The sequence below is a fragment of the Streptomyces sp. NPDC043680 genome (assembly GCF_056436685.1).
The window spans coordinates 1-15,301 of the sequence record NZ_JBWKCE010000037.1 but is presented as its reverse complement, the minus strand read 5'-3'; the positions used below and the strand labels follow the sequence as shown (position 1 = coordinate 15,301).

At 68.5% G+C, this 15,301-nt stretch carries 14 protein-coding genes and 2 pseudogenes; 9 read left to right on the top strand and 7 right to left on the bottom strand.

Annotated elements, in window-relative coordinates:
• Window positions 1-1,313: 1,313 nt before the first annotated feature.
• On the top strand, window positions 1,314-2,984 hold the full coding sequence (locus AC0666_RS33770; RefSeq protein WP_468973485.1) for an RICIN domain-containing protein: 1,671 nt from the start codon (window positions 1,314-1,316) through the stop codon (window positions 2,982-2,984).
• Window positions 2,985-3,172: 188 nt separating this feature from the next.
• On the opposite strand, the gene AC0666_RS33765 is transcribed toward AC0666_RS33770, so the two are convergent.
• Window positions 3,173-3,340: a hypothetical protein gene (locus AC0666_RS33765; protein ID WP_468973483.1), complete on the bottom strand. Its 168-nt coding sequence runs from the start codon at window positions 3,338-3,340 to the stop codon at window positions 3,173-3,175.
• 182 nt (window positions 3,341-3,522) lie between these two features.
• On the opposite strand from AC0666_RS33765, the gene AC0666_RS33760 reads away from it, so the two are divergent.
• Window positions 3,523-3,762, top strand: a complete 240-nt coding sequence (locus AC0666_RS33760; RefSeq protein WP_478709095.1) for a hypothetical protein — start codon at window positions 3,523-3,525, stop codon at window positions 3,760-3,762.
• A 71-nt stretch (window positions 3,763-3,833) separates the two neighbouring features.
• Here AC0666_RS33760 and AC0666_RS33755 read toward each other — a convergent pair.
• A pseudogene (locus AC0666_RS33755) lies at window positions 3,834-3,923 on the bottom strand (phosphoribosyltransferase); the annotation flags it as partial.
• A gap of 349 nt (window positions 3,924-4,272) precedes the next feature.
• On the opposite strand from AC0666_RS33755, the gene AC0666_RS33750 reads away from it, so the two are divergent.
• A complete protein-coding gene (locus AC0666_RS33750) occupies window positions 4,273-4,665 on the top strand; it encodes a dTDP-4-dehydrorhamnose 3,5-epimerase family protein (protein ID WP_468973479.1) in 393 nt (130 codons plus the stop codon).
• Window positions 4,666-5,158: 493 nt separating this feature from the next.
• On the opposite strand, the gene AC0666_RS33745 is transcribed toward AC0666_RS33750, so the two are convergent.
• Window positions 5,159-8,113: a hypothetical protein gene (locus AC0666_RS33745; protein ID WP_478709094.1), complete on the bottom strand. Its 2,955-nt coding sequence runs from the start codon at window positions 8,111-8,113 to the stop codon at window positions 5,159-5,161.
• Here AC0666_RS33745 and AC0666_RS33740 point away from each other — a divergent pair.
• The 3 genes from AC0666_RS33740 (at window position 8,108) to AC0666_RS33730 (ending at window position 11,249) form a co-directional block, all read left to right on the top strand.
• Window positions 8,108-9,184, top strand: coding sequence for a collagen-like protein (locus tag AC0666_RS33740; RefSeq protein WP_478709093.1), 1,077 nt, complete (start codon window positions 8,108-8,110; stop codon window positions 9,182-9,184). The genes AC0666_RS33745 and AC0666_RS33740 overlap by 6 nt on opposite strands.
• 149 nt (window positions 9,185-9,333) lie before the next feature.
• Window positions 9,334-9,978: a tetratricopeptide repeat protein gene (locus AC0666_RS33735; RefSeq protein ID WP_468973473.1), complete on the top strand. Its 645-nt coding sequence runs from the start codon at window positions 9,334-9,336 to the stop codon at window positions 9,976-9,978.
• Window positions 9,975-11,249: a glycosyltransferase gene (locus AC0666_RS33730; protein ID WP_478709092.1), complete on the top strand. Its 1,275-nt coding sequence runs from the start codon at window positions 9,975-9,977 to the stop codon at window positions 11,247-11,249. The genes AC0666_RS33735 and AC0666_RS33730 overlap by 4 nt, the downstream gene beginning before the upstream one ends.
• A gap of 221 nt (window positions 11,250-11,470) precedes the next feature.
• Here the strand turns inward: AC0666_RS33730 and AC0666_RS33725 are convergent, their stop codons facing one another.
• From AC0666_RS33725 to AC0666_RS33710, 4 genes are all read right to left on the bottom strand, one after another.
• On the bottom strand, window positions 11,471-11,647 hold the full coding sequence (locus AC0666_RS33725) for a hypothetical protein (RefSeq protein WP_478709091.1): 177 nt from the start codon (window positions 11,645-11,647) through the stop codon (window positions 11,471-11,473).
• Between the two features lie 193 nt (window positions 11,648-11,840).
• On the bottom strand, window positions 11,841-12,212 hold the full coding sequence (locus AC0666_RS33720) for a hypothetical protein (protein WP_468973467.1): 372 nt from the start codon (window positions 12,210-12,212) through the stop codon (window positions 11,841-11,843).
• 225 nt (window positions 12,213-12,437) lie between these two features.
• A complete protein-coding gene (locus AC0666_RS33715) occupies window positions 12,438-12,908 on the bottom strand; it encodes a hypothetical protein (protein WP_468973465.1) in 471 nt (156 codons plus the stop codon).
• A gap of 11 nt (window positions 12,909-12,919) precedes the next feature.
• Window positions 12,920-13,393 carry a GNAT family N-acetyltransferase gene (locus AC0666_RS33710; protein WP_478709090.1) on the bottom strand — a complete coding sequence of 158 codons (474 nt, stop codon included), beginning with the start codon at window positions 13,391-13,393 and terminating at the stop codon, window positions 12,920-12,922.
• 368 nt (window positions 13,394-13,761) lie between these two features.
• Here AC0666_RS33710 and AC0666_RS33705 point away from each other — a divergent pair, with 368 nt between their 5' ends.
• The 3 genes and pseudogenes from AC0666_RS33705 to AC0666_RS33695 all read left to right on the top strand — a co-directional run bounded on the left by AC0666_RS33705 (window position 13,762) and on the right by AC0666_RS33695 (window position 15,167).
• Entirely contained in the window at window positions 13,762-14,103 is a 342-nt protein-coding gene (locus AC0666_RS33705) for a hypothetical protein (protein WP_468973461.1), read from the top strand.
• A 70-nt stretch (window positions 14,104-14,173) separates the two neighbouring features.
• A pseudogene (locus tag AC0666_RS33700) lies at window positions 14,174-14,357 on the top strand (ATP-binding protein); the annotation flags it as partial.
• An 84-nt stretch (window positions 14,358-14,441) separates the two neighbouring features.
• Window positions 14,442-15,167, top strand: coding sequence for a leucine-rich repeat domain-containing protein (locus tag AC0666_RS33695; RefSeq protein ID WP_478709089.1), 726 nt, complete (start codon window positions 14,442-14,444; stop codon window positions 15,165-15,167).
• Window positions 15,168-15,301: the final 134 nt, after the last annotated feature.

Genomic DNA, 15,301 nt, shown 5'->3' with positions numbered 1-15,301 from the left:
GGACCCGGGCAAGGAGCTCCGCAGCCGCGGTGGGCGCGGGGGCCGGGGGCGGTGCGGGCACGTGCTCGGTGTGGGCGCTCAAGGGCTCCTCCAAATGTGTCTCCCTACCACGGTACCGGGCCTGACAAAGATCCACGGAGGATCCCGTGTTGTCGTTCTCTTCCGCCGAATTGGGGGTGGCGGAGCACCGGACGGGCCCGTCGCGAAAGGAAGCAGAGAAGTCCCGGTCCGCCGCCATTGGCGCGGCGCAGCGACACGGACCGGTTGCCTCGTCGAAGGCCTTGAGAGTGGCCAGGGCGGGCAAGTCGATCCGGCGGTTTGCCAACGGTCGCGCCCACTGCAAATCACACGTCACCCCGTCAGCTGCAGTTACTCGCCCTCGAATACACAGCGTTCGATGGGGATCCCGGCCTTCGCTGCGCGCTCTTCCCACGGCAGAACCTCATCATCTACTGGTCCCGGAGGTGGTGTGCCTGGCCGTAGTGCGTCGAGGTGTCGGCCGGCATGGGGGACGAGACGGGGAAGTCGTCGGCACCGAGGCGGAGGAGGGATGCTGCCCATTCGTGTACGAGGCGGTCGACTGTCGTCTCGCACCCGTGCTCCAGGACCAGTGAGTGCTCGATCCCGACCGCCTCACGGGTGTCGTGCCAGGTCTGCAGCAGTGTGTCCTCGAGCCTCGGGCGATCGGTGAAGGAGGGCGATCCCGCAATGAGAACGACGACAGGCAGGAGCGAGCTGGGTGACCAGCTGACGATGGTGCACTCGGGGGCATCGTCGCCCGCCGGAACCGCACCGAGCTGGTGCTGCGCCGCCTCACGATCTGCTGCAGCTTCAGCAGCACCTTGCCGAGCCCCTTGAGATCGACGTGCTGGAGATGCGCGACCCCTCCCCCGTGCTCGGACTGTCGGAGGAGGGTGTTGCGGGGCCAGCGCCTCGCGCTCCCACAGACCGCGCTCCCTGGAGCGCGCCGCGCACAACCTCCGCACGGTAATGACGTGCCACCAGCGGATGACTTCCGCCTCATCCGTGCGATCTGTGGATCTTCGCGTGCCGGGGCAACCTTTTGGCCTCCGGTGACCACTCAGTGTTGTCCGGCCAGGTGGTCCGGTCAGATGCAACGGCTGAAAGAGAGCACAGACATGTTCCCTCGCCCACCCGCATCATCGGGGGCGTACCGCGATGGCGGCCGCCATGCCGGCGACCACGCCCGCGGTAGTCGCCGGTCGTCCCGCTCAGCAGTCACGGGGAAACGAAAAGCGATGCATCGTGGCCGTCGGTTGTTCGCACGTCGGGGTTTTTGGGCGGCCGTCGTCATGGCCGTCGTGGCCGGCTCCGTTATTGTGGTCGGCACGGCCTCGGCGGGAACCGTGGATCCCAAGACGTGGTATGTGCTGGTCAACCGCAATAGCGGCAAGGTGCTGGATGACCGCGCCTTCGCCACGAACAACGGCGCGGCGGTGGTGCAGTGGGGCCGTCACGGCGGGGCCAACCAGCAGTGGCGGTTCATCGACGCGGGTGACGGGTACTACCGGCTGCAGAACCGGAACTCCGGCAAGGTGCTGGACGACTACAACTGGTCGAAGACCGTCGGCTCCGGCATCGTGCAGTGGAGCGGCCTGAACGGCACCAATCAGCAGTTCCAACTGGCGAAGTCGCCGGGCGGCTACGTACGTTTGATCAATCGCTTCAGTGGCATGGCCGTCGAGGTCCGCAACGGCTCCAAGGCTGACGGGGGCGACGTCGTCCAGAACCGCGACCGGAGCGGTGCCAATCAGCAATGGCAACTCGTCCCGGCCGGGAGCGCCGGCACGCCCACCGCGACGGGCGGCAGTGTTCCCACCAGCCAGGTGCCGAGCGGCACGCGCCCGTCGCCGACGTTGTCTCCCGCCACCGGTGGCGGCAGTTCTACGACACGGTTCATGGGTAGCAGCACGGTACTCATCGGCGGCTCGATGCCTGACGCCTCGGCGACCGCCGCGCCGTTCGATGTGCGATACGCCTATGTGCACAGCCAGCCCGCGCCCTCGTCGGACTACTACTCGGCATCCAAATGCCAGGATGCCTGGAAGAGCTGGTGGGGCTGCTGGTCCGGCGGCACCACGGCGCCTGGCTATTACGTGACCTGGTGGGACGACCATGTGGCCAAGGCGACTTACCAGGGCAGCCCGCGTCCGCAGAAGATGTTCTGGACTTGGTACTCCCTGCGCGACCTCGGGGACCTGGCAGGCCATGGCGACGGTCCGGGCGAGGTAGAGGCCATCAACAGGACTGATCTGCTCACCCGGTATATGAACGACTACCGTTTCTTCCTCCAGAAGATCAGAAGCTCGCAGGACATGATCGACCTTGAGCCTGATTTCTGGGGCTATGTCCGGTCGCTCGGCGATCCGCACAAGGTTGCCGCGAAGGTCTCGGCCGCAAATCCGAGGGATTGCGGATCCCAGGAAAACAGCGCCGCCGGACTCTCCCGCTGCCTGATCGATATGGCGCACAAATATGCGCCGAACACCAAAGTGGGGTTCCACCTCTCCTGCTGGGACTGGCAGAACAACACACAGGGATGCGCCAAGGACTACGCGAACCTCGGGGCACAGAACGCCGACTTCCTGGTCGCCGATGTGTCGGACCGCGATGCAGGCTGGTACGCGCAGCCGGCCCACGGCGGCCATAACAACTTCTGGACCGACCAGAAGGCCGCCGCCTCGCTGGGGTTCTACAAGAAGATGGCCGAGTCCGTGGGCAAGCCAGTGGTCTTGTGGCAGATCCCCGTAGGCAACATGGCACAGAACAACACCCTCAACCATTACAAGGACGACAAGGTGGATTGGTTCTTCGCGCACATGGACCAGGTGGCGAACGCGCACATCGCCGGCCTGCTGTTCGGTGCCGGGCAGCAGGAACAGACATCGGTCGAGACCGACGGCGGAAACCTGATCAACAAGACGATCGCCTACCACAACTCGGGGGGTGCAGCGCTCAAGTAGGCGAGGTGCGCAGCCACCCGGCCCTGTCTTCTATGGAGCCGGGTTCATCCTCTTCGTGGCGCTGAGGACTTCATGCGCCCGGGCCGAGACGGGCCGTAGGCGCGGGCCGCCACCGGCTGGCCCCCGGCCGTGGCACGCACCATGGCCCCGAACCGAGCCGGCGGTCCGAGGTCCTGGTGCGTGGCGGGTCAGAGGGTGATGTCGATCTGCTGGACGTCGGTGAACTCGACGTCCGGGTCCCGGGCGCGGCGGCCGTTGTCGCGGAAGTAGTGGTGGCCCAGGCCCTGCGCGGCGACGTCCAGGAGCTGCTGCTCGGTGGCGCCCTGGTCCCGGGCGTCGAGCAGTCGCTGGGCCACTGCGGCGACAGCGCCTGGTTGATGTGCCGCAGTCGGCCGTCATCCGTGGTGCCCGGGGCGGCGGTGAACCCGAACCGGGTGCGGGTCGTGACGATGATCCCGGTGCTCGTCGCGGCGGCCTTCTTCGCCTGGAGAGCTGCGTCAGCGCCTGCTCGACTCACCTGTGTTCGTGGTGCTTCACCATGTTGTACATCGCCGCGTCCGGCACCGTGCGGAGCCCCGGTGAGGCCTCCGACGAGGAGTTCGCCCGACGGGCACAAGCCTTGTTCACCGCGATGGACACCGCGATGGAGGAGGGCGTCCTGGAGGTGACCGAGCCGGCGTACCTCAAGGCCGTGGCCCAGGCCCAGGTGCCCAGCCGGCAACCGGGCGCTGAGGCCTCGCACGCGGCACCGGTCAAGCTCCGACCCGTAACGCTCTGAACAGGAAGGCAGGGAGCCGACCAGCAACGTCATCCCGAGCGTGTCCGGTGATGACTACACCGGTTTTTGCGCGGCATCTCCAGAGTGGTCCCGACCCCCGTATAGAACTCGACGTTCACGACGTGGATGTTCTTGCAGTCGAACGCGTACGCCCGCCCGGGTCGTACTTGTCGTGCGCCGGCAGCAGACCGGCTGTGACGCCGGGAAGATCGATGAACGTACATGAGAAGCCTCCTGGGCGACGTGGCATGCAGGGCAGGCCCGAGCGGTGCTTTACCGGAGCGCCGAGTTACGGACCATGATGGAAAGCAAGCCTGCGGTGATCGGTCAACGCCTGGCAAGCACTTGACCCCACCGGAACACGCAGCCTGGCCTCAAGGTCGGCTGCGCCGAAGAGACGGTCTGGCGGTACGGACTCGTCGACGACTCCCAACTGCGCCTGCTGGCAAAGCCGCTGCTCCACATCGGGTACGGCCGGTGCCTTTTCGGGCTACTCAAAGAGGGTGAGCGGTGAAAATCCGCGAGTCGACGATCGCCGGCGCGTTCGAGATCGTCCCGCAGGTGCACGGCGACCATCGCGGAATGTTCACCGAGTGGTACCGCTTCGACCGGCTGGCGAAGGCGGTGGGCAGGGCGCTCCCACTCGTCCAGGCCAATCTCTCGGTGTCCGCCAAGGGCGTGGTGCGCGGCATCCACTTCGCCGACGCGCCGCCTGGGCAGGCCAAGTACGTCACCTGCGTTCCCGGTGCGGTGTGGGACGTGGTGGTCGACCTGAGGATCGGCTTGCCCGCCTTCGGCCGTTGGGAGGGCATCCGTCTGGACGACATCGAGTGTCGGCCCGTCTATCTGTGGCCCCAGGCGCGAAGGCAGAGCAGCCCGAATGCAGGCCTGTATGCCAATTGAATGAAGCGCAAGCGAAATTCGCTGTCAACCATCGGCGTGGAATCGGAAGCCTGCAGACTGATGCCGGCATGCCTGTGCAAGTGTGGGCGCTCATTCACGCCGTCCGACGTGTATGGCATGCCCATGCGACCCCTCACCCACCTCTGCGTAAGAACTTTCAGTGCTGTAGGAAGGTACCGTCATGAAGCGTCAGTCTCTTCGCAGATCGTGGGTCCGGGCCGTGACTACGCTCTCGGCGGCGGGGACTCTTGGCTTGCTCGTCAATTTCGGTTCGTCGACGCCGGCTCCAGCCCACGCGGCAGGTGTGTCCGCCGATTACTCCATCGGTGTGCCAGGCCCGAACGGTGCTCTGAGCGCCGATTTCGAGCCCCGTCCACCGTGGACGGACGATGACCACGGTGACGAACCAGGCGGGGACCACGGTGACGAACCAGGCGGGCATGAAACGGGCAACGGCCGCCCTCATGATCCCCCGCGCCCGCACCCCCGCCCATCAGGCCCCCAGGGCAGCCAGGGTCCCCAGGGTCCCCAGGGCAGCCAGGGGTTCCAGGGCACTCAAGGCACTCAGGGCACTCAGGGCACTCAGGGTGCTCAGGGTGCTCAGGGCACCGGGTCCCAGGGCAGCCAGGGGCTCCAGGGCGCTCAGGGCAGCCAGGGGTTGCAGGGCACTCAGGGCAACCAGGGGTCTCAGGGCACTCAGGGCACGGGGTCCCAGGGCAGCCAGGGCGGGGCGGGCCCGCAGGGAAGTCAGGGCAGCCAGGGCAGCATCGGAGCGCAGGGCAACCAGGGTGGTACCGGAGCCCAGGGCAGCCAAGGAAACCAAGGCGGCACCGGAGCCCAGGGCAGTCAGGGCGGTCTCGGGGCGCAGGGCAGTCAGGGGGACGCCGGCCCGCAGGGAAGTCAGGGGGGCGCCGGAGCTCAGGGCAGCCAAGGCAACCAAGGCGGCACCGGAAGCCAGGGCAGTCAGGGCAATACGGGCTCGCAGGGCAGTCAGGGCGACGCGGGGGCGCAGGGAGCCCAGGGCAGTCAGGGCGGTCTCGGGGCGCAGGGCAGTCAGGGGGACGCCGGCCCGCAGGGAAGTCAGGGAGGCGCCGGAGCTCAGGGCAGCCAAGGCAACCAAGGCGGCACCGGAAGCCAGGGCAGTCAGGGCAATACGGGCTCGCAGGGCAGTCAGGGCGGGCTCGGCAGCCAGGGAAATCAGGGCAATCAAGGCGGGCTCGGAACCCAGGGAAGCCAAGGCGGTCAGGGGTTTCAGGGCGACACCGGCACACCGGGATCCCAGGGCGCTCCCGGTACCCAGGGTGGTCCTGGGGTCCAGGGCGGCGCCGGTGTCCAGGGTGCTCAGGGTGGTCTCGGTCCGCAGGGTTTCCAGGGTGCGCAGGGCAGCCCGGGTGGTTCGGGAGATGGGCCGCAGGGCAGTCAGGGCAGCCCCGGCCCCCAGGGCTTCCAGGGCAGCCAAGGCAGCCAGGGAGTCCAGGGCGGCACGGGCGCCCAAGGGGACCAGGGCGGTCAGGGATTCCAGGGCAGCCAGGGGTTCCAAGGCGGCGCCGGAGTCCAGGGAAGCCAAGGCGACGCCGGCCCACAGGGCAGTCAGGGCGGTATCGGTCCGCAGGGCGGCGAAGGCAGCCAGGGTGATGTCGGCAGCCAGGGCAGCCAGGGCGGTCCAGGTGCACAGGGCAGCCAGGGGGACGCCGGCCCGCAGGGAAGTCAGGGCGGCGAGGGCATGACCGGAGCCCAAGGCAGTCAAGGTGGTCCCGGCAGCCAGGGCAGTCAGGGGGACGCGGGAGCGCAGGGAAGTCAGGGCGGCGAGGGCGCGACCGGAGCCCAAGGCAGTCAAGGTGGTCCCGGCAGCCAGGGCAGTCAGGGCGATGCGGGAGCGCAGGGAAGTCAGGGCGGCGAGGGAACGCAGGGCAGTCAGGGATTCCAGGGCGGCCCCGGCAGCCAGGGCAGCCAGGGCGGTCCAGGAGCGCAGGGAAGTCAGGGCACCGAAGGCGGCACCGGAAGTCAGGGAAGTCAGGGCACTCTCGGGGCGCAGGGCAACCAGGGCGGTACCGGAGCCCAGGGCAGCCAGGGCAGCCAGGGTGGTACCGGAGCCCAGGGAAGTCAGGGTGGTTCCGGCAGTCAGGGAAGTCAGGGGACGCAAGGCGACATGGGGACGCCGGGGGCCACGGGCAGCCAGGGTTTCCAGGGTGGTCCCGGTGTCCAGGGCGGCGCCGGTGTCCAGGGTGCTCAGGGTGGTCTCGGTCCGCAGGGTTTCCAGGGTGCGCAGGGCAGCCCGGGTGGTTCGGGAGATGGGCCGCAGGGCAGTCAGGGCAGCCCCGGCCCCCAGGGCTTCCAGGGCAGCCAAGGCAGCCAGGGCGAAACCGGTGTGCAAGGGGACCAGGGCAGTCAGGGGTTCCAGGGCAGCCAGGGCTTCCAAGGCGGCGCCGGAGTCCAGGGAAGCCAGGGCGACGCGGGCCCGCAGGGCAGTCAGGGCGGTCCCGGCAGCCAGGGCAGCCAAGGCAGCCAGGGCGACCCCGGAGTCCAGGGCGGCCAGGGCAATATGGGGACGCAGGGTTTCCAGGGGAGCCAGGGCGACGCCGGGGCGCAGGGCAGCCAGGGCGGTACCGGAGCCCAGGGCAGCCAGGGCAGCCAGGGCGACGCCGGAGCCCAGGGAACCCAAGGCGGTGCTGGGCCGCAGGGCAGCCAAGGCGGTGCTGGAGCCCAGGGCAGCCAGGGCGATATCGGCCTGCAGGGGAGCCAGGGCAGCCAAGGCGGTGCTGGAGTCCAGGGCAGTCAGGGCGGCACCGGCTCGCAGGGCAGCCAGGGCAGCCAAGGCGACGAAGGCGCGCAGGGCAGCCAGGGCGGTACCGGGCCGCAGGGTAGCCAGGGGGGTATCGGAGTCCAGGGCAGCCAGGGCGGCGACGGAGCCCAGGGCAGCCAGGGCAGTCAGGGCGGCGACGGAGCCCAGGGCAGCCAGGGGGACGCCGGCCCGCAGGGCAGCCAGGGCGGCGAAGGCACGCAGGGCAGTCAGGGGTTCCAGGGCGATACCGGTGCGCAAGGAACCCAGGGCAGTCAGGGGTTCCAGGGCGACACCGGTGCGCAAGGAACCCAGGGAAGCGGAACCCAGGGGAGCCAGGGCGAGACCGGCACGCAGGGCAGTCAGGGCGGTATCGGCAGCCAGGGTCTGCAGGGCAACCAGGGTGGTTCCGGCAGTCAGGGAAGTCAGGGGACGCAAGGCGACATGGGGACGCCGGGGGCCACGGGCAGCCAGGGTTTCCAGGGTGGCCCCGGTGTCCAGGGCGGCGCCGGTGTCCAGGGTGCTCAGGGTGGTCTCGGTCCGCAGGGTTTCCAGGGTGCGCAGGGCAGCCCGGGTGGTTCGGGAGATGGGCCGCAGGGCAGTCAGGGCAGCCCCGGCCCCCAGGGCTTCCAGGGCAGCCAAGGCAGCCAGGGCGAAACCGGTGTGCAAGGGGACCAGGGCAGTCAGGGGTTCCAGGGCAGCCAGGGCTTCCAAGGCGGCGCCGGAGTCCAGGGCAGTCAAGGCGATGTCGGCAGCCAGGGCAGTCAGGGCAGTACCGGCGCCCAGGGCGCCCAGGGCAGCCAAGGCGACCCCGGAGTCCAGGGCAGTCAAGGGTTCCAAGGCGACACGGGCACACAAGGCAGCCAAGGCAGTCAGGGGTTCCAGGGCGACACCGGCACACAGGGCAGCCAGGGCACCCAGGGCAGCCAGGGCTTCCAGGGCGGCACCGGAGCGCAGGGCGCCCAGGGCGATACCGGGGCCCAAGGCCCCCAAGGCGGCGCGGGCTCGCAGGGCACGCAGGGCAGTTCCGGCGCGCAGGGCAGTCAGGGCAATCAGGGCGGCCCCGGGGCGCAAGGGGACCAGGGCAGTCAAGGGTTCCAGGGACACCAGGGATTCCAGGGCGGCACCGGAGCGCAGGGCGCCCAGGGCAGCACCGGCACGCAGGGCGCCCAGGGCAGCACCGGCACGCAAGGCAGCCAAGGCAACGTCGGCGCGCAGGGCAATCAGGGCAGCCAGGGGTTCCAGGGCGGCGCCGGAGCCCAGGGCACCCAGGGTTTTCAGGGACAACAGGGATTCCAGGGCGGGACCGGCGCACAGGGCGGCCAAGGTGCTACGGGCGCGCAGGGCGCCCAGGGCAGCACCGGCACGCAAGGCAGCCAGGGCAGCGTCGGCGCTCAGGGCAATCAGGGGTTCCAGGGCGGTGCCGGTACCCAGGGAAGTCAGGGCGGCCCCGGTGCGCAAGGCCCTCAGGGCTTCCAGGGCAGCCAGGGATTCCAGGGGGTCCAGGGCATGAGCCCCGGGGCGCAGAGCTCGGTCGTCACGGCAACCAGCTCCACAGGCAACGCCGTTGTCCTGTGCCCCGCTGGTAGGTTCGCCGTGGGCGGCGGTTACATGACCGATGGGGTGGGCCTTGCCGAGATGGTCATCAGCCGTCCTATCGGGGGTTCTCCGGCTACCGGCTGGCAGGCTGCCGCGGACGACGCACGCACCATCACCGTCTACGCGGTATGCGCGCCGTGAATCCCGGAGCCGTGAAGTCTCTTGCCCGGCAGGCCGGCGGGCGCGGCCGCACTGCGCAATGGCCCCCGGGGCCTCGTCCGTGCAGCCAACGGGGCTTGCCCCTGCCGCCACGACTCAGTCGCCTTACCGGATCGGTGAGGTAGGCCCCTGTGAAAAAGCGGATCGTAGTGTGGACCGGACTCGCCGCGGCAGTCGTGGTCGCCAATGCGGTGACCGGTTGGGTCCAGCTGCTCGCAGGAGACCCCAAGACCACTGCTTCGACTGCGTCGGGGTCCGAATCACCTGCGGCCAAGCGTGCCGCGCGGGCGGAGGCACTGCTCCAAGCGGGCACCAAGCAGGGCGAGAACAAGGATTTCTCCGGGGCGACGCGTAGCTTCCGGCAGGTCCTGGACCTGAACGTGAACCCCGCCAACAAACTCGCCTGGTACAACCTCGGCGTCATCGCCCAGTACGACAACAGGACAGCCGACGCACGCGCGGCCTACGACCACGCCCTCAAGATCGACCCGCATTTCGAGTCGGCCCTCTACAACAAGGCGCTTCTGATCGAGTCGAGCCACACCGATCAGGCGATCGCGATCCTGCGGCACATCGTGGGCGCCAACCCGAAGGCCGCCACGGCCCATCTGCACCTTGGACAGGCCCTGGCGAAGAAGGGTCGGGACGAAGAGGCCGAGGACGCCTTCGGTCTCGCCGTCCGCGCCGACCCGTCGCTTCTACAGTTCGTCCCGGAGGAGTTCCGGGATTCCGCGAGCGCAGCACTGACAGCCACTCAGGTAGGTACCAAAGGATGACTTCTTCCCCGACCCCGAGGTTCTCCGTCTTCACCGCCAGCCACCGACCGCGTTTCCTGGACGACTGCCTCGCGACCCTGCAAGCGCAGACCTGCTCCGACTGGGAGTGGATCGTCCTCCTCAACAACGGCGCGCGATGGCGGCCGGAACGCCCTGACGACCGTGTCCGGCTGGAGGTCGCGGACGACATCCGGGGGGTTGGAGCCGCCAAACGCCGTGCCTGCGAAGTGGCGCGCGGCGAGGTCCTCGTCGAGCTCGACCACGACGACCTGCTGGCGAAGGACTGCCTGGCGGAGCTGGCGAAGGCCTTCGACGAAAACCCCGACGTCGTCTTCGTCTATAGCCACACCGCTCAGATCACCGAGGACGGAAGCCGGGACGACACACGGTTCAACGAGGCGAACGGCTGGCAGTACGAGGAGGTGGACGTCGACGGTCGCCGCCTCCTGCAAGCCATCGCCATGGCACCGACGCCGCACAACGTCTCGTACATCTGGTACGCGCCCAACCATGTGCGGGCGTTCCGCAGGGACACGTACGAGCAGGTCGGCGGGTACGACGCCACGCGCACGGTGCTGGACGACCAGGACTTGATGTGCCGTCTCTTCCAGGCCGGTGACTTCCACCGCATCCCCCGATGCCTGTACATGCAACGCATGCATCCCGACAACACCCAGCGCGACACCGAGATCAACGCGCACATCCAACGCGAGACCGTCGCCCTGTACGACAAATACATCGAGGCCAACGCGCTGGCCTGGACCAAGCGGCGCGGGCTGCTCGCGCTGGACCTCGGCTCCGCACACCGCAAGCCTCCCGGCTACCTGGGAGTGGACCAGTACGCAAGGGACGGCGTCGACATCGTTGCGACGCTGCCCGGGCCCCTGGACCTCCCGGACGACTCGGTCGGTCTGCTCCGGGCGGTGGACTTCCTGGAGCACGTACCCGCGAAGGTTCCGCTGATCAATGAGCTGTACCGCCTGCTGGCACCGGGCGGCATGCTCCTCACCCTCACTCCCAGCTCAGACGGCCGGGGCGCCTACCAGGACCCGACACATGTCGCCTATTACAACGAGAACTCGTTCTGGTACTACACCGACGACCAATACCGCGCCTTCGTACCGGAGATCCAGGCACGATTCCAGAACTCACGGCTGGTCACCTACTTCCCGACCGACTGGCACGCCAGGAACCAGATCTCCTACGTGGTGGCCAACCTGATCGCGATGAAGGACGGCGCCGAACGCTGCGGCGGTCCCCTGCTGGTGTGACGCCCTGGGCGAGGAGGTGCTTGCCGGGAGCGCGGTCACCCTTCGGTTCGTCCGCGTGATCGCTGACGGACCGAAGGGTGACCGCTGGCTCACCTCGGACATTTCCGCGACGCGCCGAGCTTGCTGGATGTGGGTGCTGCGTCTTGTGGAGAGGAGGGCGTACGCGGACAAGACCGGCGGCCCACCTCGTCAACCCGGTCACACCGTCCCGGTGACGGTGGTCAGGGCCGACGCCGGTTCATCAGGAGGCCGTGCTCGCGGTCCTCGCCGATCTGGTCGCACAGCAGCGCGAGGACGTCGGCGGCCTGCTCGGCGGACAGGTAGGCCGGGGCGACTTCGAGCATCAGCTCCCCCATCACGTACGGGCTGGTGACGAGGTCGTCGACGACGGCGCGCATCGCGGTGACGATCGGGTCCGCCGGCGGATCGGTGGGCGGCGGGGGCGGAGCGGTACGGACGTCGCGGACGGCCCCCGGCGGACCACGGCGCGCACCGTGGGCTCATCCAGGGCTTGGAGGCCGCTGTGGGCGAGCGTGACGAGTCGGCGGGTGATCAGCTCCGCAACGTCGCCGCTGCGGCCGGAGGCTGCGATCAGGACCCGCTGGACAGGCCGTAGTCGAGCGCGGCCGCGGCGGCCGGGCCGGTGTCTGGCGTGCGAGACATCTCGGTGCCGGCGGCGACGGCGCCGTGAATCGCGGCCAGGGCGCGGGCGACGTCCAGGAGCCGGTACGCCTGGGCACGGCTGATGCCGAACTCCGCGTCGCAGTACGCCTCCCACGAGCCGTAGCCGAACGGCACCCAGATGCGGGCGGCGTGCGCGTCCCGGACCCGGGCGGCGAGCACCGCCACAGAGCGCCGGACATCGTCCATCACCTCGCGCAGCCCCGCCGTCACCTCACGGGCCTGCGCGGCGCTGAGCGGCGGCTCGGCGGCGGCGTCCTGGTCCTGGTAGTGCTCGCCCATGACTCCATCGTCATCCGCGCCGACGGGCAGGTGCCAGGGCGTACGGAAGCACGGGCGCGAGCTCCCGCCTCACAGGCTCACAGTCGACCCCACCTACCTGCGAAGACGGCGTGCGAGGCTCATAGGTCTGACAGACTGCGGCTGACATGGCACCTGGACTGCCAGTGTCCGCTGTTGCTGACTTCTGCCGCTTGTGGCCTTCATCCAGGTCCCGGTTGCCTGGACTCACGGGGAGGCGAGGCTGGCGCGTGCTGCGGTCATAAAGGCGATCTTGTGTTCTTCAAGGTGCTCGTTGACCTCGACGCCGCCGATCTCGCGCCACACGGCCTGGTTGAGGGCCCGACCGTATGCGTGCACAGGGGCGTGCAGGCCCGCGTCACCGAGCAGCACGAGGTGCCGTTCAGCGATCCAGAGCCGGGTCATGGCAGCCGAAGCGGCACTGTTCCAGTCTTCGTCATCGCCCCATGCCTCGGGACGGCTGTAGGCCGCCCGTTCGGCATCCTGGGCGCAGGCGATGAAGTCCTTGATCGCCTGCATCTGTTCTGCCCGGCGCGCCTCGCTGGCGGCCGCTGTCTGGCGGCGTTCCTCCAGCCGTTCAGCGGAGCGCTGAGTGGCTCGCTGGGAGAGCGCCGTCAGGCCACCGCCGAGAGCGACGCCTGCGAGTGAAAAGAGCGGTCCCCACACTTCCATCGCCACGCGGCGTCCCCCTACGACAAGTCCTTGCCCATCAGCGTGCACATGATCTCGTACCTGCGCAGTGAACCGTACGGCGCCTGCACGTCCCAGGAATCCGGCCGACGGCCATGGATCAGATAGCCCCGTCGCTCGTACAGGGCCCGAGCCCGTGGATTCCTTTCCTCCACGGCGAGCTCGGCACGCCGCAGGCCGCGTGACCTGATGCGGTCCTCCGCGGCCCGGATGAAGACGGTGCCCAGCCCACACGACTGCAGGGCCGGGAACACCGCGAGCTGCCACAGTGTGCCTGCGCCGGGGGTGACCTGGTAATCGACGCCTCCGATCGCGACCGGGACATCGGCCGGGGTGCACACCGCCAGGTAGTCCACTTCCCCCGCTTCCGCGCGCTCCAATTCCCGTCCCACGTGCACCAGATGGACGGTCGAACAGGACCACGTACAGGCCGGCAGATCAGCGGGCGTCAGGTCACGGACGAGGACCGGCACGGCACGACAACCTCGGCCGTCCCGCCACGAAGAAGGCTCACGCGTCTATCTGATCACCCTGATGAACCTACGGACCAGAGGATTTCGTATGCAGGCCCCGGCAACGTGACGATTTCTCGGCTGCCGCAACCCCTCGACTGCCCTCGTCCACGTGGGGCTCAGGGCGAGCGACTCTGGGGCCGGTCCGAGCAGGGGGTGGCCGTTTTCAGGAAGCGCCATCAGCTGATGCCGATCCCGAATTTTCCTCAGCGTTACTCTTCGCCCCAGTTGGTTCACTGCGTGAACCAACTGGGGAATGTGGGGAGCGAGAGTGGGCGTGACCTGGTTGCTCTTCGACCGGTGTCAGAGCTGTGGGGGATGATCGGGCCATGCTGCAAGCGAGAGACGAGCACGGTCGTCAGGTGAAGAATCCGGGCCCCACGGCCTTGAGCCGGATGGTGGCGAACCTCGGCAGGGGCAACGCCTTCGTGATCGTCGAGCGGGACGACGATGAGGTGGCTGGCGATTGGTATGTGCAGGTGTGGCTGAGGGATGACAACACCTATCAGCTGGAGTTCCGTGACGGGACGGCGGCAGAGCACTACCGGACCCGGACGGTCTCCCAGGAAAAGGTGATCGTCGCGCTGAGTGGCTGGGCCAAGGGGCGACCGGATTGGAAGGACGCCTTCATGTGGAACAACATCGGTGCCTCGTTCGAGAACGCCGACTGAGCCGGCCGCCGCCTGGGGCCGACAAGGTCGGTGACGTGCGTTCGCTCAGCTGCGACGCATGGGGGTGACGTCGGGACTTGCTGTCGCCTCCAACGAGTCTTTCGGCGGCTGGACCAAGACGTTCACCGACCCCCGGCCTCTGCGCGGCCATCGTCGACCGCCTCACCTTCGACGGCACCATCATCGAAACCGGAACCGACTCCTACCGCCTCGCCGGCACCCGCGCCCGAGCCGAACATGCCGAGGTGAGTTGATCTTGTCCCAACTGTCTGCCGGCCCGTCGCCGTGGAGGGAGGTCCCGGACGAGAATCGGAGCCCAGACCGCTAACGAAGGGGAGATGGCCGTGAGGCCCACACTGAACTTGTGGCGTCAAGAGCTCGGCGAGGTGCCCGAGTCGGTCTGGAGGCAGACCGAGCTCGATGTGCTGATCCTCGCGGACAACGGACTCACGGCCCTCCCGCCGGACATCGGGCAGCTCCACCGGCTGAAAACCCTGGACCTGGGCCACAACGCGCTGACGTCGGTGCCCGAAGAACTCGGCAAGCTGACAGAGCTCAGCGATTGCCTCTACCTGCATGACAACCAGCTGTCTCGGATCCCCGACTCTCTGGGAAACCTGGCCCGGTTGCGTTACCTCAACGTCGGTGAGAACTCCCTCACCACCCTGCCAGAGACCATCGCTGGGATGAGCGGCCTGATCGAGTTCAGGGCGCAGCACAACCAGCTCACCGCCCTGCCCGATGCCATCGGCCAGCTCCGCTGCCTGCGTGAGCTGTGGCTCCGAGGAAACGCGATCGACCACTTGCCCCCGTCAGCAGCCAAGCTGCACGACCTGCGTCACCTGGACCTACGCGAGAACTCCCTGACCGAGGTGCCGGAGCCACTCGCCGGCCTCCCGCGACTGCGTCAGATCGACCTGCGGAGCAACCACGTCGTCCAGCTGCCCGACTGGCTCGCCCTGATGCCATCGCTGGAGAAGCTGGATCTGCGTTGGAACGGGGTCGATCCCTCCCTACCGCTCCTCAGCGAGCTGGAGCGGCTGGGCTGCGTCGTCTTGACCTGACAGAGACGACCCGCTCGTGCCACAGTGCCGTTATTTCTCGGTTCTGGCACAGATCTTGGGGAACCATCGCGGAGCGTGACCTCGGTGTTCGATTGCGAGTGACTGACTCGTGCGAGACGGCGCACGCCTTGGCG